The following is a 21,082-nucleotide window of genomic DNA, read 5'->3' as shown; positions in this document are numbered from 1 at the left end:
ATGGCTCATGCGATCTGGCTATGATGAACTCTCTGGGATCGAAGCCAGCAACTCGCTCAGGACAGCTCTGGCCTGAAGTAGCGGCCAGCTTCGAATCGGCCAATGATCACATGAGACGTGACAGTTAGAGCAGGCCATGGACCGGGCTTCACAAGCCTACTTTGGCGCGCCGCTGGGTTATATCGGGCAGGGCGGCACCATCCCGCTAATGAACTTGCTGCAGCAAGGCTTCCCCAGCGCCCAGATGATGGTCTGCGGCGTGCTCGGCCCCAAGAGCAATGCGCATGGCCCGAATGAGTTCTTGCACCTGCCCTATGCCCGGCGCTTAACGGCAGCCGTGGCCCAGGTGGTGGCCGCGCATCCTTGAGCCATCAAGCCTGAAAAGGCCATAGAAAAAGGGCGGGGTGACCCGCCCTTTTGGCTTCAGGCTGCTGACCTGGGGCAGCCGCCCAATTCAGCGTTGCGGTGCTTGGGCCAAGGCGGCCGGTGCAACCTTCACGCTCTTGGTCGGCGCGCTGAGGTAGGCCAAGTTGTCAAAGGTGTTGATCTCACCCGACTTGTGGGCGGCGATCACTTCGGCACGCACTTGCTCGCGGCTCAGTTCGGAGGTGGCTGCAGCATTGCGGCTCAGCGCTGCCACCCGATCGGCGCCCTGCTGTGTGCGTGCCAACAGGGTGGGCGCCTTGAAGGGAGCGTTGACGCGAACATTCAGATCGCTGTCGAACGGGTTAAGCAGGCCGGCTTGGCGGGCGGCATCCATCTCGGCACGTACTTCAGCGCGGCTCACGGTCGAGGTCACGGGCTTGGCCACTTCGTTGGCCCAGGTGGCGGGAATGGCGTCTTGGGCCAGGGCAGCGTTGCTCAACACGGTGATGGCAGCAGCGGCGATCAGGGTAGCGGTACGGTTCATGATGATTTCCTTGGTTCAATGGTTGAAGTTGGGATACCGGGCATGGCGGTGAGCACTAACTTGTTCTGTGGCTCCGTCTTGTCCAGCCTCGGTGAGTCGTGTTCTTCTTGGCGGCTCATCGATGGGGTGAACTGTACCTATTGACTCAATCGGAATAAATACTAAAAATAGCAGATGTCTGTTTGTGAAAAAGGAATAATCAATGGACACCCTTCGCGCCATGCGCGTGTTTGCGCGGGTCATTGATGAGGGCAGTTTCAGCGCCGCCTCGCGCGCCCTGAACCTGGCCCCTGCGGTGGTGACGCGGGTCGTGGCGGAGTTGGAGGAGCACCTGGGTGCCCGCCTGATGAACCGCACCACGCGGCGCATGGCGCTCACCGATGTGGGCGAGCAGTACCTAGAGCGGGTGCGGCAAATCTTGGTCGACTTGGAAGAGGCAGAGGCCCTGGCCAGTGCTGCTGTGACGGAAGTGCGCGGCCATGTGCGGCTGCTGTGCCCGCCCTCGGTGGCCACCCACCAGTTGGCCAAGCTGCTGCCGCGCTTTCATGCCCAGCATCCGCAGGTGACGGTGGAGATTGCGGCGCATGGCCCGGTGGAGTCGGTGGATGAAAGCTATGACCTGACGCTGGTGCTGTCTCGCAAGCCTCTGGATGGCCACTTTGTGGCCAAGCGGCTGGCGCGCACGGAGGTGGTCACGGTGGCGTCACCCGAGTATCTGAATGCCCGGGGTCGCCCCACGCACCCCAGAGAGTTCGCCTTGCATGACGTGTTGATCCCGCCGACGTCAGACGTGTTGCGTGGCCTGACGTTTTATTGCGGCACTTGCAATGGCGAGGCTGCGGGCACGGAGTCTTTCTTCATCGCGCCAGGGCGCGGGGTGCTATCCACCACCCATGTGGACACCAACTATGCCGCAGCGCTGGCGGGCCTGGGCATTGCCGGCCTGCCGTCCTATGTGGTGGAAGATGCTTTGCTGGAGCACGCACTCGAGCGCGTGCTGCCGCAGTGGCGGCTGTTCAGCTCCGACCTTTGGATCTGCATGCCCACCCGCCAGCATGTGCCGGCCCGCACGCGCGCCATGATGGAGTTTCTGGTGGCGTCTTTTGGCGGGCAAGACCGCGACCCGTGGCTGGCCGCAGCCGGCTGCGAAACCTCTTAAAAGGTATAGCCCACCGTCAGCGCCTTGCCTTGCAGCGGCTCCAGCAAGCGCACCAGCGGCTTGAGCGGCGCATAGCGCATGGCGACCTTGGTGGCGTAGTTGAAAAAGCGCGGCAGGTCTTCGCTGTACTTGGGCTTGCCGTCGCGGTGCTTCAAGCGGCAAAAGATGCCCAAGATCTTCAAGTGGCGCTGCAGGCCCATCCATTCGACCTGGCGCCAGAACTCACCAAAGTCTTCATTCACGGGCAGGCCTGCCTTGCGGGCTTGCTCCCAGTAGCGCACGGCCCAGTCCAACTCATGCTCTTCGTCCCAAGATAAAAAGGCATCGCGCAACATCGAGGCCACGTCGTAGCTGATGGGCCCACGCACCGCATCTTGAAAATCAAGAATGCCGGGGTTGGGGTCGGCCACCATCAGGTTGCGCGGCATCCAGTCGCGGTGCACCGCCACGGTGGGTTGGGCCAAAGCGCTGTCCAGCAAATGGGTGCACACACCCGCCCAGAGTTGCTGTTCTTTGTCGCCCCAGGTGATGCCAAATTCCTTGGCCACACACCAGTCAGGGAACAGGTCCAACTCGCGCTGTAGCAAGGGCGCATCATAGAGCGGCAAGCTGTCGGCCTTTACCGTACTTTGCCAATGCACCAAGGCGCGGATGGCATCGCGCATCAAGCGGTCCGCCTGCGCCTGGTTGGCCTCCTTCAAGGCGTTCAAATAGAGCCCTTGGCCCAGGTCGCTGAGCAGCAAAAAGCCCTGGGCTTCATCGGCGGCTAACACCTCCGGAGCGTTCAAGCCTGCTTGGTGAATCAGCCCAGCCACCTGCAAGAAGGGGCGCACATCCTCTAAGGGCGGCGGCGCGTCCATGATGATCAGACTGCCTGCGGCGCCACGGATGCGGAAGTAGCGGCGAAAGCTGGCGTCTGCAGAGGCCGGCGCCAGCGTGGCCAGGTCAAGCTGATGGGTGGCCAGCAGCGGCGTCAACCAGGCGTGAAAAGCGCGTTCGCGTTCGGGGGCTGCCCAGGCAATGGACGATGGGTTGGCCGAAGAGTGGGCAGACATGGACATGCGCTGGGTGCAGCGACCCTCGTGGATAATGCCTCGATTCTACCGAGCCCCCTTCCGCGCCCCTGGGCCGGCCGCTGAGCGCTGCCCGCTGTGCAGGCCATCGCTGCGGTGCACGGCCTTCACCCAACGGTTCTGTTTTGCTGTCCTTCTCACCGTCACGCCTGAGCCTCTGCGAGCACCGCGTCAGACCGCGCCGCCCGAGCTTGGGTGCGCCGGCCTTGCAGCGGGCGGCCACGCGCGCAAGCCTGACACCCGTGGCCTTGATCTTGGCCCTGCTGCCTGCGGCTGCCTGGGCGCAGACCATGCCCACGCGGCCCGTGCCGCTGCGCCTAGATGCGCAAGGGGCTGGGCAGGCCGCAGCAGTGCCCGTGGCTCCGGCAGACGAGGCGCCGATCATGCAGGTCGAGCGGCCGGCCAGCGCCAATGACATGGTGCTGACGGCCCTGCGCCTGCGCAGCACCTTGGACCTTGAAACCGTAGCCAGCGGTGAGGTAACGCTGTCGCAAGGCGACTTGGTGCTGACCACCGATGCTTTGAGTGTGCAGCATGCCTCGCAACTGGCGGTGGCCAAAGGCCGTGTGACGGTGCGCCGTGGGGCCGACCGTTTTAGCGGCAGCGAAGCGCAAGTCAACCTCAAAACCCGCGAAGGCGTGCTCAAGGACTCGGTCTTTGACTTTGCCCGCACCGGCGCGGGCGGCCAAGCCAAAGACATTGAGTTCTTCTCCGACCGCAGGCTCACCGCCCAAGGCGCCAGCTACACCAGCTGTCGGCGCGAGGAAGACCTGGAGCCCGATTGGGTGCTCTCGGCGGACAAGCTCTCGCTGGACTTTGAGAACAATGAAGGCCGGGCCGAAGGGGCCACCTTGCGGTTTTTGGGCGTGCCGATTCTCTATGCGCCGGTGCTGAGTTTTCCCTCGACCGATGCCCGTAAGTCTGGTTGGCTGCCGCCCACAGTGAATGTCGACAACCGCTCCGGCATTGACCTGTCCCTGCCCTATTACTTCAATCTGGCTCCGAACTACGACCTCACGCTCACGCCAGGCTTCTTGGCGCGGCGAGGGCTGTCCATGCAGGCTGAGTTCCGGTATTTGGGGGCGCAAGACCAAGGTCAGGTGGCGGCGCATTGGCTGCCCGAAGACCGGGCTGCACAGCGCAGCCGGGGTTCGGTGGATTTCAGCCACAGCGGCCATGGCTTTGGCGGCCTGCGCTATGACCTGGCGGTGCAGCGTGCCACCGACGATGACTACTGGAAGGACTTCAGTCGGGTGCTGCCCAGCCAGATGCCGCGTTTACTACCGCAGGACATCAAAGTGCAGCGGCACTGGTCCTCACAAGACGACGCGCTGCGCTGGGGCGCCTATGCCCGGGCACAAACTTGGCAAGTGCTGCAAAGCACCACCGACGCCGTCTTGCCCCCTTATCAGCGGCTGCCTCAGCTGGGCTTGCGGATGGAAGGCGATGCACCGGGTGGCGTGCGGGTGCAACTGGAGGCCGAGTACAACCGCTTTGTGCTTGCCGACCGAACCAGCACGGACACCCGCGCTGACGGGCAGCGTGTGCATGTGCAAGCTGAGGTCAAACGCCACTGGGATGAGGGCTGGGGGTGGATCAGCCCGACGCTGCGCTTGAATGCCGCGAGCTATCAGGTGGATGCGCGGCCGACTCAACCCGCCTTCGATCGCCGCCGCCTGATTCCTACCGCCAGCCTAGACAGCGGCCTGCGCTTGGAGCGTCCGGCGCAGTGGCTGGAGGTGCCGCTGGTCCAGACGCTGGAGCCGCGCCTCCACTACGTCTACACCCCGTTTCGGGAGCAAACTGACCTGCCGCTGTTTGACAGCGCGGCGCGGGACTTTAACGAGTTGTCCATCTACGCTGACAACGCCTTCACGGGCGTGGACCGCATCAGTGACGCGAATCAACTCACCCTGGGCGCCATGTCTCGTTTGATCGATCCCCGATCCGGCGCTGAACGTCTGCGCTTGGGCGCCGCACAGCGCTACCTCTTTGGCGAGCAAAAGCTCACCCCTGACGGCCAAAACACCGCCAATCGCTTTTCAGACCTGCTGCTTTACGGCAGTGGCAGCCCTGCGCCCGATTGGCGCATAGACGGCACGCTGCAGTTCAACACCGACACAGACCGTTTCGCCCGCAGCATCACCTCGGTGCGTTGGCAGCCCAAGCCTTTTCATACCTTGGCGGCCACCTACCGGTTTGCGCGCGGCTTGAACGAGCAAATCGATGTGGCCGGACAATGGCCCCTCTATCAAGGGGCGGCCCGAGGAGGCGGCTGCCAGACCACGCTGTATGGCGTGGGTCGCACCAACTACAGCCTGCTCGATAAACGGCTCACCGATTCTTTACTGGGGCTGGAATGGGATGCGGGCTGCTGGATAGGCAGAATCGTGGTGGAGCGCACCTCGACGGGCCGCAGCGAAGCCACCACGCGTTGGATGTTCCAGTTGGAGTTGATTGGCCTCTCTAGGCTTGGCCCCAGCCCCCTAAAGGTCCTGAAGGACAATATCCCCGGCTATAGGCTGCTGCGCGACGAAGACGCGCGGCCCACGACAACGGTAAACCCATGACAACTCTCGCTTCTCGACTTCGTCGTTTCGGTCTGGCGACTCTGCTGGCTTGGCCGGCGGCCATGGCGCTGGCCCAAACGACACCCCGCTCAGCTGACTTCATCGTGGCGGTGGTGAACAACGAGCTGGTGACCCGCAATGAGGTCGATCAGCGCATGGCCGAATTGCGTGAACAAGCCCGGCGCGGCAACACCAAGTTGCCCGCTGACGCGCAACTGCGCAAAGAGGTGGTGGAAGCCTTGATCAATGAGCGCGTGATCATCACCTATGCCCGCGACAGCGGCATGAAGGTGGATGAGGCCGAGTTGGACCGGGCGGTGGCCAATGTGGCCGCGGCCAACAAAATGAGCCTGGACACCTTGCGCGAGCGGCTCAAGGCCGAAGGCCTGGACATGACGCGGTTTCGCAATAATTTGCGCGACCAAATTTTGGCTGAGCGTACGCGCGAACGCGAAGTGCAAGGGCGCCTGCGCATCAGCGATGCCGATGTCGAGCGCTTCATTGAAGAACAAGCGGCACAACGCGGCCGGATGGCGACACTCAACCTCGCGCAGATTTTGGTGACCGTGCCCGAAGGGGCCAGCCGCGAAGTGGAAAACCAGCGCCGTGCGCGCGCCGAAGAAGTCCAGCGGCGCGTCTTGGCCGGTGAGGCCTTCGACAAACTGGCCCGGCAATACTCTGAAGATGGCAACCGCGAGCGTGGGGGCGAAATTGGCGCCAAGCCTCAAGATAAGTTGCCGGACCTCTTCATTGAAGCCGTGCAGGCTGTGCCGGTGGGAGGGGTCACGCCCAAGTTGATTCGCAGTGGTGCGGGCTTCCACCTGATCAAAGTGCTGTCGCGCACAGATGGCAGCGAGATCACCGTCACCCAGACCCGCGCTCGTCACATCTTGCTAAGGCCCTCGATTCGTCTCAGCCCAGACGCTGCCCGCCGCCGCCTGGCTGAGTTCCGCGAGGCGGTGTTGTCTGGCAAAGTCAGCTTTGAAGAGCTGGCGCGCAAGAACTCTGAAGACGGCAGTGCCACGAGTGGCGGTGATTTGGGGTGGGCCAACCCTGGCCAATTTGTGCCTGAGTTCGAGGAAGCCATGGGCGGCTTGCAGTTGGGCGGTATCTCGCCGCCGATTGAGTCGCGCTTCGGCTTTCATTTGATTCAAGTGACCGACCGCCGCGATGTGCCCATGGACCCCAAGCAAGTGCGCGAGCAGGCCCGCAATGTGCTGCGCGAGCAACGCTATGAAACCACCTACACCGAGTGGATCAACGAGTTGCGTTCGCGGGCCTATGTTGAGATGCGGGAAGCGCCCCAGTGAGCGGCCATCAGGCGCGCAGGCGCTTCGGTCAGCACTTTCTGACCGACGGTTTCATCATCGACAGCATTGTGCGGGCCATCAACCCGCAGTCGGGTGAACTCGTCATCGAGATCGGCCCAGGCCTCGGCGCCTTGACCCTGCCCTTGCTGGCCTGCTGCAAGCCGCTGACCGTGATTGAGCTGGACCGCGACCTGGCGGCCAAGCTGCGCCGCCAAGAGGGCTTGCGCGTCATCGAGGCGGATGTGTTGACGGTGGACTTCCACGCTTTGGCCGACGAATTTGGTGCCAAGCTGCGCATTGCGGGCAACCTGCCCTACAACATCTCCACGCCCATCTTGTTTCACCTGCTGGGCTGTGTAGACCGCGTGGCGGACCAGCACTTCATGCTGCAAAAGGAAGTGGTTGACCGCATGGCCGCCGAGCCGGGCAGCAAGGCCTATGGGCGCTTGTCAGTGATGCTGCAGTGGCGCTACGACATTGAGTCGATCTTGGAGGTGCCGCCAGAGTCGTTTGACCCACCACCACGCGTGGACTCGGCCGTGGTGCGCATGGTGCCGCTGCCCGATGCGGTGGCGCTGGACCAAGCGCGCTTCGAGGACATGGTGCAGTGCGCCTTCTCGCAGCGCCGCAAGATTTTGCGCAACACCTTGGGCCGCTGGCTCGAGGAGCAAGGCTTTGCTGGTGAGTTTGACCTGCAGCGCCGCGCCGAAGAGGTGCCCGTGGCTGAGTTCGTTGCGCTGGCGCAGGCTTTGCCCCCGCGCTGAGCCTTCCGGCCAATTCACGCCCGCTGTGGCGAGTCGAAATAGAAACGGCCCGCGCAAAAACGCGGGCCGTTGTCGTTGTAGTGTGTTGCGCGGCGCTTAGGCGGCGTTCAACCACATCGAGGTGTCAAACGCACTGCTCATCATCGGCATGTTCATGCCAAAGCTGGGGTTTCCACCGGCTTTGCTGCTGGCCTTGCTGGCTGGCTTGACTTCGGGGGCCGTCTCAGTAGCCCGCTCCCATGACCCTGTTTCTTGGGAGCGGGCTACTGAAAAGAATAGAAACATCGGAACGGTATCTTGCGATCCGCCCAGAAGTCCGCCGCGTCTCTGAAGACATCCAGCAATTGTTCGCGCGACTCACGGTCGAACTTGGAGTTGTCCGGAATCTGCTCCAGCACCACCACAAAGCCGGGCTGGCTGCCCGACTTGTGCACCAAGTCGGTCATGCAGTCATAGAGCGCATCCAAGTTTTTGCCGAAGTGCTGCGGGAACAAGAAGGAGGTGGCAATGCCCTCCAACACGTCCTGCTTGGACTGGGCTTCGGTGAGATTGGCAAACAAGAAGTGCTGGCCCGACTCCTGGGCCGCGCGCATCAGGTCATCGACCCGGAATGCGCGTATTGCCTGCACGATGTTGGGACGCACAGATTGCAAAAGCATGTCGCGTTCCTCCTTGTGTTCAAAATAAAAAACCGAGAACCGATCGGCTGATCACTTCACGATGCGCTTGAAGCTCGCGTAGTGGTCAGCGGTATAAAAACATGCGTCAGGCGCCTGAACTTGCTGGCCACCGCAGACAATCCGCCGAGCACCCCGGTTACGAGCTCCGGGTGTAGGGACGGTGTATTCGCGGTAGTAGCCCCGAGCCTGCCTGGGCAACAGCCTCTCACGGTTGCCAAACACGGTGCCATCCTTGCTGTAAGGGAAGGGGCCACCGGCCAGGATCAGCCGTTCAGTACGCTGTGCTTCGACAGGGAGTGCAGACCGTGAGATCTCGGCCATGACCGCCGAAGTGGACTCTGCTGAGTCTCGGGCCTGAGCCGACCCATGCACGCCCAACCCGAGGGTGGCGGTCATGAGTGCGACGCTCATCGACACGGCTGCAAGCAAGCCAAAACCTCGCGTTCGCGGTGAGGACTTGGGCCCAGACTTTGACGAGGATTCAGACACCAGCAGAGGATCGATGTGTGTCACGGGTTTACCCTGAATATTTAAACCGTGATGCTATCTGATTGGCGTGAAAACCACAAGAGATCTGCCGCAAAACTGAGCAAAGCCAAGGTTAAGTTGTGAGTAGGCACTCTCAGAATTCGTGAGAATTTGCAGGGTTTCGCCAAATTTGTCGCACTGCAAAAAATCCTGATCGAGGGGCGCTTGCGCAGCACTGTTGCTGCAGCGCACGATTTTGGGGCGCCCATGAAAAAGGCGAGACCAGCGGTCTCGCCTTGAGCGCTCAGAACTGCTGTCAGCGTGCTGCGTTGGCGTCGGCCACGGTCAATGCCGTCATGTTCACCACTCGGCGCACGGTCGCCGAAGGCGTCAAGATGTGCACTGGCTTGGCGGCACCCAAGAGCACGGGGCCAATGGCAATGCCGCCGCCCGAGGCTGTTTTGAGCAGGTTGTAGCTAATATTGGCGGCGTCGATATTGGGCAACACCAGCAGGTTGGCTTCGCCTTGCAGCAAGCTGTTGGGCATCAGCCGGCTGCGGGCCGCTGGGTCCAGGGCCACATCGCCATGCATCTCGCCGTCCACCTCCAGCCAAGGCGCTTGCTGGCGCAAAAGCTGGAAGGTCTGCCGCATCTTGACTGCACTGGGCTGGTTGGACGAGCCGAAATTGGAGTGCGACAGCAGCGCCACCTTGGGCTTGATGCCAAAGCGCATCATCTCTTCGGCGGCCATCACGGTGATCTCGCACAACTCTTCGGCCGTGGGGTCGTAATTGACATGGGTGTCCACCAAGAAGACTTGCCGCCCCGGCAGCATCAGCCCGTTCATGCAAGCGTAGACCCGCACATCTTGCTCGGTGCGCGGGCTGCCGCCAGCGGTCTTGCCGATCACTTGGTCGATGTACTCCAAGTGGGTGGTGGTGCTGCCCCAAGTGCCGCAGATCAGGCCATCCACATCGCCCTTGTGCAGCAGCATGGCGCCGATCAAGGTCAGCCGGCGACGCATCTCGATCTTGGCCAACTGCTCTGTCACCCCGCGACGCTCGGCCATGCGGTGGTAGGTCTGCCAGAAGTCGCGATAGCGGTGATCTTGCTCGACGTTGACCACCTCATAGTCCAGGCCTTCTTGCAGGCGCAGGCCGAACTTTTCGATGCGCTTGGCAATGATGGCGGGGCGCCCGATGAGCGTGGGTCGCGCCAAGCCCTCATCCACCACGATCTGGCAGGCCCGCAGCACGCGCTCGTCTTCACCCTCGGCATAGGCCACGCGCTTCTTGGCGGCACTTTTGGCGGCGGCGTAAATCGGCTTCATGACCGTGCCTGAGGCATAGACAAAGCTCTGCAGCCGTTCGCGATAGGCCTCCATGTCAGCGATCGGGCGCTGTGCCACGCCACTGTCGGCGGCGGCCTGGGCCACGGCCGGCGCGATCTTCATCATCAGCCGGGGGTCAAAGGGCTTGGGAATCAGGTACTCGGGGCCAAAGGCCAGCTTCTCGCCGGCATAGGCAGCGGCCACCACTTCGTTCTGCTCGGCCTGGGCCAGGTCGGCAATCGCGTGCACCGAGGCGATTTCCATCTCGTCGGTGATGGTGGTCGCGCCGCAGTCCAGCGCACCCCGGAAGATGTAGGGGAAGCACAGAACGTTGTTGACTTGGTTGGGGTAGTCCGTGCGACCGGTGGCCATGATGGCGTCGCTGCGCACCGCCTTGACCTCTTCAGGCATGATCTCCGGCGTCGGGTTGGCCAGCGCAAAGATCAAGGGCTTGGCGGCCATGCTGGCGGCCATGTCGGCCTTCAGCACGCCACCGGCCGAGAGGCCCAAAAAGATGTCGGCGCCAACGATCGCCTCGCGCAGCGTGCGCTGCTCGGTTTCTTGCGCGAACTCGGCTTTGTCGGGGTCCATCAGCTCGGTGCGGCCTTGGTAGACCACGCCAGCCAAGTCGGTCACCCAGATGTTCTCGCGGGGCATGCCCAGCTTGATCAGCAGGTTCAGGCAGGCCAAGGCGGCAGCGCCCGCGCCGGAGGACACGAGCTTGACGGTCTTGATGTCTTTGCCCACGACCTTCAAGCCGTTCAGCAAGGCCGCACCCACCACGATGGCGGTGCCGTGCTGGTCGTCGTGGAAGACGGGAATCTTCAGCCGCTCGCGCAGCTTGCGCTCGACATAAAAGCAGTCGGGGGCCTTGATGTCTTCGAGGTTGATGCCCCCGAAGGTGGGTTCCAGCGCCGCAACGATGTCCACCAGCTTGTCGAGGTTGTCTTCCTTGATCTCCAAGTCGAAGACGTCAATCCCGGCGAACTTCTTGAAAAGAACGGCTTTGCCTTCCATCACCGGCTTAGAAGCTAGTGGGCCGATATTGCCCAGGCCCAGCACGGCGGTGCCGTTGGTGACCACCGCCACCAGATTGCCACGCGAGGTGTAGCGGAAGGCGTTGGCGGGGTCCTCAACGATGGCCTCGCACGCAAACGCCACCCCCGGGGAATAGGCCAAGGCCAGGTCGCGCTGGTTGGTCAGCTGCTTGGTCGCAGCAATGTCCAGCTTTCCGGGCGTCGGGAACTCGTGATATTCAAGCGCGGCGCGGCGGAGTTCGTCGCGCTTTTCATCGGCAGTGGTCAAAGCTTCTCCTTGCCAACCCAGGTCTAGGGCCGGGGCTGGCGATTGTAGGCAGGCCGTGCGGGTTTACGTCAGTAAATCCCGCAGTGACCGTCCTAGAACCTTTGTGGCGCGGCGCAGGTCTTCCAGCACGATGTGCTCGTCGGCCCGCTTGGCATTGCTTTCGCGCACGGTGCGTGGCCCCGCGCCGTAGATCACGCCCGGAATTTGCCGCTCGCCATACAGGCGCACATCGGTGTAGAGCGGAGTCCCCACCGCGGGAATAGCCTCTCCAAACACGGCTTGGCCGTGGGCTTGAATGGCGGCCACCAGCGGCGCATTGCCGGGCAGCGGCTGCATGGCGCGGGCTAGCAGCATGCGCCGCACCTCTACGCTCAGTTGCTTGCCACCGCGTGGCGGGTTGAAGCTGGCGGCGGCCTGCGCCATGCACTCGCGCAGGCTGGCTTCCACCGCCGCCGGGTCTTCTTCAGGGATCATGCGGCGATCCAGCTTGAGCACCACCTTGCCCGGAATCACATTGGTGTTGGTGCCGCCTTGGATCAGCCCGATGTTCAGATACGGGTGGGTGATGCCATCTACCTGGGAGCGCACTTGGAGGTAATCGCTGTTGAGCCGGTAGAGCGCATTCATGATGTGCACCGCACCCTGCAGCGCGTCGGTGCCGCTGTCGGGAATGGCGGCATGCGACATATCGCCCTGCACTGTCACCTCCAACTGCAAGCAGCCGTTGTGGGCCACCACCACTTGGTAGCTGAAGCCCGCCGCAATCATCAGATCCGGCCGGGTGTGGCCGTGCTTCAGGAGCCAGCCCGGACCCAGTTCACCGCCGAACTCTTCGTCATAGGTGAAATGCAGCTCCACCCCGCCCCGGCGCGGCCCTCCCAGCGACTCCAGCGCGCGCAGTGCGAAGGTGAAGGTGCTCATGTCGCACTTGCTGACCGCAGCCGCGCGGCCATAGAGCTTGCCGTCCACCACCTCGCCACTGTAGGGGCCGTGCGTCCAGCCCTCGCCCGGCGGCACCACGTCGCCATGGGCATTGAGCGCGATGACGGGGCCGCTGTCGGCAAAGCGCCGCCGCACGATCAGGTTGGTGATGCTCTGCATGCCATAGGCTTGCACCTCATCGGCAGGAACGGGGAAGGCCTCGGCAGCCAGCCCCATCTCGGCCAACAGTTCGCGCAGGCGCTCGGCATGCGGTGCGTTGTTGCCGGGCGGCGTGTCGGTGGGCACTTGAACCAGCGCTTGCAGAAAGCGCACCTGCTCGTCAAAGTGGGCGTCCACCCAGGCGTCCAGTGCGGTGTAGTCGGTAGAGGCAGTCATGAGATCAGGTTCCTTGGGCGGCCGTGGTGGCGACAGTAGCCAGCAGGTGATGAAAGGCTTGGACGGCCAGGTCGGCATCGTCCGCAGTGATGGATTCCAGCGGGTTGTGGCTGATGCCGGCATTCAGGCCGCGCACAAACAACATGGCTTGCGGCATCACGGTGTGCAGGGTCATGGCGTCGTGGCCGGCGCCGCTGGGCATGCGGTGTACGGGCAACCCCAAGGCCGCCACGGCAGCTTCCCAATGCGCTTGCCACGTCGGGTGGCTGGGGGCGGCGCTGGCCCGCATGGTTTCTTCAAGCTGGATGTGCACGCCGCGGGCCTCGCTGATGCGGGTGATGTGCTCGCGCATATCGGCCACACAGGCATCCCGGGCGGCATCGGTGGTGGCGCGGATGTCCAGGCTGAAGCGGCAGCGCCCGGGCACCACATTGATGGAGCCTTGGGGCACCTCCAGCATGCCGACTGTGCCGACCAAGTCGCGCACTTGCGCAGCACGCTTCTCCAGCGCCAAGATCAACTCGGCCACGGCGGCTGCGGCGTCTTGTCGCTGGCCCATGGGGGTGGTGCCCGCATGGCAGGCTTGGCCGATGGCTTCGCACATGAAGCGCACGCTGCCGTTGATGGAGGTCACCACGCCCAGCGGCAGGTCCAGTGCGTTGAGCACCGGCCCTTGCTCGATGTGAACCTCGACAAAGCCCAGATAGCGTGAAGCGTCGCGCCGCAGTTGGGGGATGTCGTCCACACACAAGCCTGCGCGCCGCATGGCTTCGCGCAGCGGGATGCCTTGGGCGTCTTGCTGGTCGAGCCAGCGTGCATCGAACTGTCCCGTCAAAGCCGACGAGCCCAGAAATGTCGCTTTGTAGCGCTGGCCTTCTTCTTCTGAAAAGCCCACCACCTCCAAGGCATAGGGCAGGCGGGTGCCGCTGGCCTTGAGGGCACGCACCACGGCCATGGGTACCAAAATGCCGAGACGGCCGTCGTACTTGCCGCCATTGCGCACGGTGTCGTAGTGGCTGCCCGTCAGCAAACGGGGCGCGTCGGCGGTCTGGCCGTCGTAGACGCCCACCACATTGCCGACAGCGTCGATGTCCACCCGGTCGAAGCCGCAGTCGTCGCGCATCCAGTCGGCCAACTGCTTGGCGCAGGCGCGATGCGGCTCGGTCAGGTAAGTCACGGTCAACGCGCCTTCGACCTCGCTGTGTTGAGCCAGCGCTTCAGCCCAATCCCACACCTGTTGGCCTTGCAGCGGCGTGTGGCCGAACTTGTCGTTCAGACGGATCTCGGCGATGCGGTGAATGTTGCGCCGCACCTCGGCAAATTCAAAGGCCGCAGAGCCGTGCAGCCGACGCTCAAAGGTGCTGATGATCTCTTGGCGGCTCAGGCCCACGCCGCGCGGGCCTCGCACCGCCAAGATGAAGGGCCAGCCAAAGCGCGCGTTGTAGTCGGCATTGAGCTGCTGCAGATGCGCAAACTCCTCGGGGCTGCAGTGCGTCAGCCCGGCCGTGCTCTGCTCATGGGTCGATTCCGCCGTCAAGGACTTCGCCACCATGGCCTTGCCCGCCAACTCGGGGTGGGCGCGGATCAGGGCCAATTGCTCGTCGCGGCTGGCCTGGCGCACCGCGCTCACCAAGGCATGTTTCAGCGCATGCAGGCTGGCAAAGGGCCGCAGTGCGGCGGCGCGCTCACCGACCCACGGTGAATGCTCATAAATACCGTTGAGATGCTGGGCGAACGCAGCGGCGTCAGCCTCGTTCAGCGTATTCAGGTTCAAGCTGTTGGGGCTCATGTCATTCCCACAAAAAAGCGGTGCTGGCGTCATAGGGGTGGGTCTGCCGCCAATGGCGGGCGATGTCGATGCGCCGGGTGATCCAGACGCGGTCATGACGCTGGATATGATCCAAAAACTTCTGCAAGGCGCGCATCCGGCCGGGGCGACCCAAGAGGCGGCAGTGCATGCCAATGCTCATCATGCTGGGGCGCTCATCGCCCTCGGCCCAGTGCACGTCAAAGGCGTCGCGCAGGTACTCAAAAAACTCATCGCCATGGCTGAACCCTTGCGGCAGGGCAAAGCGCATGTCATTGCAGTCCAGCGTGTAAGGCACCACCAAATGCGGGCTGGTTTGGCCGTCGCTCTTGCGCACCGTCAGCCAGAAGGGCAGGTCGTCGCCGTAATAGTCGCTGTCATAGGCAAAGCCACCATGGTCGGCCACCAAGCGGCGGGTGTTCGGGCTGTCGCGGCCGGTGTACCAGCCCGCACCGTGGATGCGCTGCTCGGGCGGCAGCAGCGGGCCGGTCAGCTTCTCAATGAGGGCCATGCCGCGCTCCAGGTGCTCGCGCTCTTGCTCGGGCGGCATGTTTTGGTAGTGGATCCAGCGCCAACCGTGGCAGGCGATCTCGTGGCCCAGTTCCATGAAGGCGGCGGTGACCTCGGGGCAGCGCTCCAGCGCCATCGACACGCCAAAAATGGTCAAGGGCAGGCCACGGCGCTCGAACTCGCGCAGCAGGCGCCACACGCCCACGCGCGAGCCGTACTCGTAAATGCCTTCCATCGACAAGTGCCGGTCGGCAAAGGCCGGGGGGTTGAACATCTCCGAGAGAAACTGCTCGGACCCGGCATCCCCATGCAGCACCGAGTTCTCGCCGCCCTCTTCATAGTTCAGCACAAACTGCACTGCCACACGGGCTTGGCCGGGCCATTGGGCGTGAGGCGGGTTGCGGCCATAGCCGCGCAGGTCTCGGGGGTAGCGGGCAGGAGTGCTCATGGTGTGGGCGGCAAAAGTGCGAGGGCGAGGTCAGGGCTGCGTGGGTCCAGATGCAGGTTGCGCTCGACACTGCTGAGATGCTGGGTCAAGAGCTTGGTGGCTGTTTTGCTATCGCGCGCGGCCAGAGCTTCAACGATGCGGCTGTGCTCGTCTTGGGAATGCTCGGCTGAATGGCTGGATTGATACATCAGCGCGATCAAGGAGGAGCGGTTCAGCAAGTCATTCAGCAACTCAGCCAAGACGGTGTTGCCCAGCATGCGCGCCAAGACGACATGAAAGTCCGCCAGCAAGCGGGTGCGGCCAGGCACATCGGTGCGCGCGATGGCTTCACGCTCCAATTGCAAGTGCTGCCGCAGTTGGCTGATTTGGGCGTCGGTGATGCTCGTGGCCAGGGCCTTGACCATCGCCGTCTCCAGCATGCCGCGCACCTGGAACACCTGCCGAGCCTCCTCCACGCTGGGGGTGGCCACAAAGGCGCCGCGCGCGGGGGAGAGCGTGACCAGATGGTCTCGCGAAAGCTGGTTCAGCGCCTGGCGCACGATGGTGCGAGAGACGGCAAAGATGTCGGCGATCTTTTGTTCGGCCAGCTTGGTGCCGGGCATCAGGCGCCGCTCCACGATGGCGGCGGTGATAGAGGCCACGATGCGTTCCGTCGCGCCATGGCTGGCGCTGCCCACGGGCTCAATGGCCTCGCGCGAGGCTTTGCTGCGACGTCCGCTTTTGGGGGCGGCCGCAGCCAAGGGGCGGGGTTTGGTCTTGGGTGGCACCAGCGTCGAACACTTGGATGGCTTTCCTAAAGTGTATACACTTTGGCGAAGCACACGCTACTCTTTTGTCACATACCAGCTCAGAAAGGACCATCATGGGTCGCCTCTCCACTCACGTTTTGGATACTGCCCATGGCTGCCCGGCTGCGGGCATGCGGGTGACACTGCTGCGCGTTCAAGGCGACGAAGCCCAGGTGGTTAAGCGAGTAACGCTCAACGCGGATGGCCGCGCCGATGGGCCGCTGCTGGAAGGCGCGGCCATGGCGGCGGGCACCTGGCGGCTCAGCTTTGAGGCGGCCGATTACTTCCGGGCGCTTGGCCTTGAGTTGCCGGAGCCGCCTTTTGTGGGCACCGTACACCTGGACTTTGGCATGGCCGATGTGCAAGGGCATTACCACGTCCCATTGTTGGTCAGCCCGTGGTCCTGGTCCACCTATCGCGGATCCTGAGCGCCCTGGGGTCGAGCAAGGCTTTGCCCGGCCCCCTCCAAAAAGGGGCAAGAGCACAGGGGCCCCCCGGCGTGTTCTTGTGAGATGCACCAGATTGGGTGATGGCCATGCACCATGCCCGGGAAAATCCGGGGGGGCTGTTCGGAATTGGTGTATACACTTTGGCCACGTCGCCGCGGTGCCTGAGCTTGTTCAGTTTGCGACCCTTCGCTTCTCACAGAGCCCGCTGTGGTGAGAGCAGGCGTGCCGAGCGAGTGAGTTGCACTTTCGCTGGCGCGGTTCCTGCTAATGGGTTGCCATGGACGCATATTTGCTCGACTGGGCCAATCTCCTGCTGCGCTGGGCGCATGTCATCACGGCCATTGCCTGGATCGGCTCGTCGTTCTACTTCGTTTTCCTCGACAGCAGCCTCACCAAGCCCACGGCACCTGATTTGCTGGACAAGAAGGTCGATGGCGAGCTCTGGGCCGTGCATGGGGGCGGGTTCTACAACCCCCAAAAGTACTTGGTATCGCCGCCCAGCTTGCCCAAGAACTTGCACTGGTTCTACTGGGAGAGCTACAGCACGTGGCTGACTGGCTTTGCCCTCTTCACGGTGCTCTACCTCTTCAATGCCGGCACCTACCTGATCGACAAGTCGGTCTATGACTGGTCGGCGGGCGCCGCCATCGCTGCGTCTCTGGCATTTTTGGTGGTGTTCTGGCTGATCTACGACGTCGTGTGCCGCGTGTTCGGTCAGCGCCCCGATGGCGAACGCTTGGTGGGTGCCATCATCACCGTGGTGGTGGTGTTAGCTTCTTGGGCGGCTTGCCAACTGTTTGCAGGCCGCGCCGCCTTTTTACTGGTGGGCGCCATGATGGCCACGGCCATGAGTGCCAATGTGTTCTTCTGGATCATCCCGGGCCAGCGCACGGTGGTGGCGCAGTTGCGGGCGGGGCAGGCGCCCGACCCCATTCACGGTCAGCGCGGCAAGCAACGCAGCGTGCATGACACCTATTTCACCCTGCCGGTGCTGATCGCCATGATCTCCAACCATTACGGTTGGCTCACCGGCGCGCCGCACAACTGGCTGGTGCTGGTGGCCCTGATGTTGGCTGGCGCCTTGATCCGCTACAGCTTTGTGGCGCGCCACAAAGCCCATGTCGAAGGCCGCGCTGCGCCTTGGGGCTATGCGGTAGCCGGTTGTGTGCTGCTGCTGGTGCTGGCCGTGATGCTGGCACCCAAGCCCAGCCCTGCAGTGGCAGCGCCTGCGCCGGTTCAGTTCGCTGAAGTCAAGGCGGTGATCGAGCAGCGCTGCGTGCTCTGCCATAACGCTCAAGTTCAAAACAAAGGCGTCGCCTTGCACACGCCCGAGTTGGTGCAGCGCCATGCTGCGGCCATCGTTCAGCAGACGGTTCTGCAGCGGGCCATGCCAATCAACAATGCCACCCAAATGACGGAGTCAGAACGCCAGTTGTTGGCGCGCTGGCAGCAGCAAGGTTTTCCCCCCTGAGTTCTCCCGGCTCAGTCCCTGTCTCAGCACTTTGATTGGAGTTTTGCCATGTCGCTTGTCACTTCCTTGTCCCGCCGGCGTTTGATGGGCGCGACGCTCGCTGCCACCCTGGTGTGCAGCACAGGCGTCATGGCTCAAGCCAGTACCCCCCTCAAGTTCCAGCTGGATTGGCGTTTCGAGGGCCCTGCGGCCTTGTTCCTGGCGTCTAGTGCCAAGGGCTACTACAAAGCGGCAGGGCTGGATGTGACCATCGACGCGGGCACCGGGTCCAGCGGCACGGTCACACGCGTGGCGTCTGGCGCCTATGACATGGGCTTTGCGGACGTGGCGGCCCTGATGGAATTCCATGCCAACAACCCTGACGCGCCGAACAAGCCGGTGGCGGTGATGATGGTCTACAACAACACGCCCGCAGCGGTCTTGGCGCTGAAGAGCAGCAAGATCAGCAAGCCCGCCGACCTGGCAGGCAAGAAGCTCGGCGCTCCCAGCTTTGACGCCGGTCGCAAGGCCTTCCCAATCTTTGCCAAGGCTAATAACCTGGGCACGGTGCAGTGGACGACCATGGACCCCCCGCTGCGCGAGACCATGCTGGTCCGTGGCGATGTCGATGCGATCACCGGCTTCTCTTTCACCTCCTTGTTGAACTTGGAAGCGCGTGGCGTCAAGACCGAAGACATCGTGGTCTTGCCCTTTGCCAGCCATGGCGTCAAGCTCTATGGCAACGCCATCATCGCCAGCCCCAAGCTGATCAAAGAGAACCCGCAAGCCGTGAAGGCCTTCTTGACAGCCTTTACCAAGGGAGCCAAAGAGGTCATGGTCAATCCGGATGAGGCCATCACCTATGTGAAGGCGCGCGACGGCATCATCAATGTGGATCTTGAGAAGCGCCGCTTGCGCATGGCGATCGACGCCGTGGTGGCCAGTCCTGATGCGCGTGCTGAAGGCTTTGGTGCGGTCAACCCGGGCCGTCTGTCCCTGATGGCCTCACAGGTGTCTGACGCCTTTGCCACCAAGACGCGGGTCAATGTCGGCGCCATCTGGACCGATGCCTTGCTGCCCAGCGCAGCCGATCGCAATATCCTGCCCGCGCCACGCAAGTGAGGCCCTTGATGTCTGCCTTTGTTGACTTTCAAAATGTGTGGCTGGCCTATAACGATGAGTTATTGGCCCAAGGTCAGTTCGCTGTGGAGGACATCTCCTTGCAGGTGGGGCGGGGTGAGTTCATCGCCATCGTCGGGCCCTCAGGGTGTGGCAAGTCCACCTTCATGAAGCTGACGACGGGCTTGAAAATGCCCAGCAAAGGCAGCATCACCATTGATGGGCAGCCGGTGACGGGCCCGCTCAAGATCAGCGGCATGGCTTTCCAGGCGCCCAGCTTGCTGCCCTGGCGCACTACCATGCAAAACGTGCTGCTGCCTTTGGAGATTGTGGAGCCCTACCGCAGCCAATTCAAAGCCAAGCGAGCGGAGTTCGAGGCCCGTGCTCGCACTCTGTTGCAGAGCGTGGGCTTGGGCGGCTATGAGGATAAGTTCCCCTGGCAACTTTCAGGCGGTATGCAGCAGCGCGCGAGTATTTGCCGAGCGCTGATCCATGAGCCCAAGATGCTGTTGCTGGACGAGCCCTTTGGTGCTTTGGATGCCTTCACGCGCGAGGAGTTGTGGTGTGCCTTGCGCGACCTGCATGCGGCGCAGAAGTTCAATGTGATCCTAGTGACCCACGATTTGCGTGAGAGTGTGTTTCTGGCTGACAAGGTCTACTGCATGAGCAGGAGCCCCGGTCGATTCGTGGTGCAGCGTGACATCAATCTGCCGCGCCCTCGGGACTTAGAAGTTACCTACACGCCCGAGTTCACAGAGATCGTTCATGAATTGCGTGGTCACATCGGTGCCATGCGCAAGACTGGTGTGGTGGTGCCCCAATGAGCTTATCCATTTCTCCTCAAGTTGAACGTTTCTCACCTTTGATCGTGTTGGCTATCACCTTGTTCTTGTGGCAAATCGTGGTGATGGCACTGAGCGTGCCAGACTACATCTTCCCAAGCCCATGGCAAATTGCCTTGCAGTTCGGTGAGTTCCGCGGGCCGCTCTTGGAAGCTGCTTGGAAGACCTTTTGGGTCACCATGCTGGGTTTCTCCATCAGCATCGTGGTGGGTGTCATGCTGGGCTTCCTGATTGGCAGCTCGCGCCTGGCCTACAAAGCCCTCTACCCCTTGATGGTGGCCTTCAATGCCGTGCCCAAGGCGGCGGTGGTGCCCATCTTGGTGGTCTGGTTTGGCATTGGCTTAGGCCCCGGCATCATCACCGCGTTCCTGATTTCCTTCTTCCCCATCACCGTCAATATTGCGACGGGCTTGGCCACACTGGAGCCGGAACTGGAGGATGTGCTGCGCGTTCTGGGGGCGAAGCGCTGGGATGTGTTGGTCAAAGTGGGTCTCCCGCGTTCCATGCCTTACTTTTACGGCTCGCTCAAGATCGCCATCACCCTGGCCTTTGTGGGCACCGTGCTGGCGGAGATGACCGCTGGTGATTCCGGCATCGGCTACTTGATGCAAAGTGCAGGCAGCCAGCAGCGCATGCCGCTGGCCTTTGCGGGCCTGGTCACCATCGGGGCGATGGCCATGGTCATGTACGAGCTGTTCTCCTGGGTGGAGAGCGCACCACAGGCTGGGCACACCGGGGCTCTCAGGCTGCGTAGTTTCCACGGCGGCGGGTAGGCAGGGGGTC

17 protein-coding genes and 2 pseudogenes are annotated in these 21,082 nt (G+C 62.8%); 10 read left to right on the top strand and 9 right to left on the bottom strand.

Translation table 11 applies throughout. The features are described 5' to 3' along the window. Positions 1-127: 127 nt before the first annotated feature. Positions 128-367: pseudogene (locus tag ACIQ3Q_RS02265) on the top strand (peptidase M20); the annotation flags it as partial. An 87-nt stretch (positions 368-454) separates the two neighbouring features. On the opposite strand, the gene ACIQ3Q_RS02260 reads toward ACIQ3Q_RS02265, so the two are convergent. Continuing rightward, entirely contained in the window at positions 455-910 is a 456-nt protein-coding gene (locus ACIQ3Q_RS02260) for a DUF4148 domain-containing protein (RefSeq protein ID WP_396267339.1), read from the bottom strand. Between the two features lie 202 nt (positions 911-1,112). On the opposite strand from ACIQ3Q_RS02260, the gene ACIQ3Q_RS02255 reads away from it, so the two are divergent. Continuing rightward, on the top strand, positions 1,113-2,069 hold the full coding sequence (locus ACIQ3Q_RS02255) for a LysR family transcriptional regulator (protein ID WP_396267338.1): 957 nt from the start codon (positions 1,113-1,115) through the stop codon (positions 2,067-2,069). On the opposite strand, the gene ACIQ3Q_RS02250 is transcribed toward ACIQ3Q_RS02255, so the two are convergent. Then, on the bottom strand, positions 2,066-3,124 hold the full coding sequence (locus ACIQ3Q_RS02250) for an aminoglycoside phosphotransferase family protein (protein ID WP_396267337.1): 1,059 nt from the start codon (positions 3,122-3,124) through the stop codon (positions 2,066-2,068). The genes ACIQ3Q_RS02255 and ACIQ3Q_RS02250 overlap by 4 nt on opposite strands. A gap of 143 nt (positions 3,125-3,267) precedes the next feature. Here ACIQ3Q_RS02250 and ACIQ3Q_RS02245 point away from each other — a divergent pair, with 143 nt between their 5' ends. The 3 genes from ACIQ3Q_RS02245 to rsmA are packed head-to-tail and all read left to right on the top strand — an operon-like array spanning position 3,268 to position 7,786. Next, on the top strand, positions 3,268-5,712 hold the full coding sequence (locus tag ACIQ3Q_RS02245) for an LPS-assembly protein LptD (RefSeq protein ID WP_396267336.1): 2,445 nt from the start codon (positions 3,268-3,270) through the stop codon (positions 5,710-5,712). Next, positions 5,709-7,022 carry a peptidylprolyl isomerase gene (locus tag ACIQ3Q_RS02240; RefSeq protein WP_396267335.1) on the top strand — a complete coding sequence of 438 codons (1,314 nt, stop codon included), beginning with the start codon at positions 5,709-5,711 and terminating at the stop codon, positions 7,020-7,022. Before ACIQ3Q_RS02245 ends, ACIQ3Q_RS02240 begins: the two co-directional genes overlap by 4 nt. After that, positions 7,019-7,786, top strand: coding sequence for a 16S rRNA (adenine(1518)-N(6)/adenine(1519)-N(6))-dimethyltransferase RsmA (gene rsmA, locus ACIQ3Q_RS02235; protein WP_396267334.1), 768 nt, complete (start codon positions 7,019-7,021; stop codon positions 7,784-7,786). The genes ACIQ3Q_RS02240 and rsmA overlap by 4 nt, the downstream gene beginning before the upstream one ends. A 263-nt stretch (positions 7,787-8,049) precedes the next feature. Here the strand turns inward: rsmA and ACIQ3Q_RS02230 are convergent, their stop codons facing one another. The 7 genes from ACIQ3Q_RS02230 to ACIQ3Q_RS02200 form a co-directional block, all read right to left on the bottom strand. Continuing rightward, on the bottom strand, positions 8,050-8,445 hold the full coding sequence (locus tag ACIQ3Q_RS02230) for a barstar family protein (protein WP_210805514.1): 396 nt from the start codon (positions 8,443-8,445) through the stop codon (positions 8,050-8,052). Positions 8,446-8,496: 51 nt separating this feature from the next. Then, positions 8,497-8,862 (bottom strand): ribonuclease domain-containing protein, encoded by a 366-nt coding sequence (locus ACIQ3Q_RS02225; RefSeq protein ID WP_396267333.1) that lies wholly within the window; start codon positions 8,860-8,862, stop codon positions 8,497-8,499. 388 nt (positions 8,863-9,250) lie between these two features. After that, positions 9,251-11,569, bottom strand: coding sequence for an NADP-dependent malic enzyme (locus tag ACIQ3Q_RS02220; RefSeq protein ID WP_396267332.1), 2,319 nt, complete (start codon positions 11,567-11,569; stop codon positions 9,251-9,253). Between the two features lie 63 nt (positions 11,570-11,632). After that, positions 11,633-12,886, bottom strand: a complete 1,254-nt coding sequence (locus ACIQ3Q_RS02215; RefSeq protein ID WP_396267331.1) for a M20/M25/M40 family metallo-hydrolase — start codon at positions 12,884-12,886, stop codon at positions 11,633-11,635. Between the two features lie 4 nt (positions 12,887-12,890). Further along, positions 12,891-14,675 carry a 2-oxo-4-hydroxy-4-carboxy-5-ureidoimidazoline decarboxylase gene (gene uraD / locus ACIQ3Q_RS02210; protein WP_396267330.1) on the bottom strand — a complete coding sequence of 595 codons (1,785 nt, stop codon included), beginning with the start codon at positions 14,673-14,675 and terminating at the stop codon, positions 12,891-12,893. A 1-nt stretch (position 14,676) separates the two neighbouring features. Then, positions 14,677-15,651 (bottom strand): allantoinase PuuE, encoded by a 975-nt coding sequence (gene puuE / locus ACIQ3Q_RS02205; protein ID WP_396267329.1) that lies wholly within the window; start codon positions 15,649-15,651, stop codon positions 14,677-14,679. Beyond that, positions 15,648-16,328 carry a GntR family transcriptional regulator gene (locus ACIQ3Q_RS02200; RefSeq protein ID WP_396267344.1) on the bottom strand — a complete coding sequence of 227 codons (681 nt, stop codon included), beginning with the start codon at positions 16,326-16,328 and terminating at the stop codon, positions 15,648-15,650. The genes puuE and ACIQ3Q_RS02200 overlap by 4 nt, the downstream gene beginning before the upstream one ends. 185 nt (positions 16,329-16,513) lie before the next feature. Here ACIQ3Q_RS02200 and uraH point away from each other — a divergent pair, with 185 nt between their 5' ends. The 5 genes and pseudogenes from uraH (at position 16,514) to ACIQ3Q_RS02175 (ending at position 21,053) form a co-directional block, all read left to right on the top strand. Further along, positions 16,514-16,867, top strand: a complete 354-nt coding sequence (gene uraH, locus ACIQ3Q_RS02195; RefSeq protein WP_396267328.1) for a hydroxyisourate hydrolase — start codon at positions 16,514-16,516, stop codon at positions 16,865-16,867. Between the two features lie 298 nt (positions 16,868-17,165). Continuing rightward, positions 17,166-18,359, top strand: coding sequence for a urate hydroxylase PuuD (locus ACIQ3Q_RS02190; RefSeq protein WP_396267327.1), 1,194 nt, complete (start codon positions 17,166-17,168; stop codon positions 18,357-18,359). A gap of 84 nt (positions 18,360-18,443) precedes the next feature. Continuing rightward, the gene (locus ACIQ3Q_RS02185; protein WP_396267343.1) at positions 18,444-19,460 is read left to right on the top strand and encodes an ABC transporter substrate-binding protein; all 1,017 of its coding nucleotides are present in this window, start codon (positions 18,444-18,446) and stop codon (positions 19,458-19,460) included. 8 nt (positions 19,461-19,468) lie between these two features. Next, entirely contained in the window at positions 19,469-20,281 is an 813-nt protein-coding gene (locus ACIQ3Q_RS02180) for an ABC transporter ATP-binding protein (protein ID WP_396267326.1), read from the top strand. Then, positions 20,278-21,053, top strand: a pseudogene (locus ACIQ3Q_RS02175) (ABC transporter permease). The gene ACIQ3Q_RS02180 and the pseudogene ACIQ3Q_RS02175 overlap by 4 nt, the downstream one beginning before the upstream one ends. The last annotated feature ends 29 nt before the right edge of the window (positions 21,054-21,082 follow it).

Origin of the sequence: Ideonella sp. (assembly GCF_044358605.1) — a bacterium.
In the GTDB taxonomy this organism is placed as follows: Bacteria; Pseudomonadota; Gammaproteobacteria; order Burkholderiales; family Burkholderiaceae_C; genus Ideonella.
This window is presented reverse-complemented; position numbering and strand designations above follow the sequence as displayed.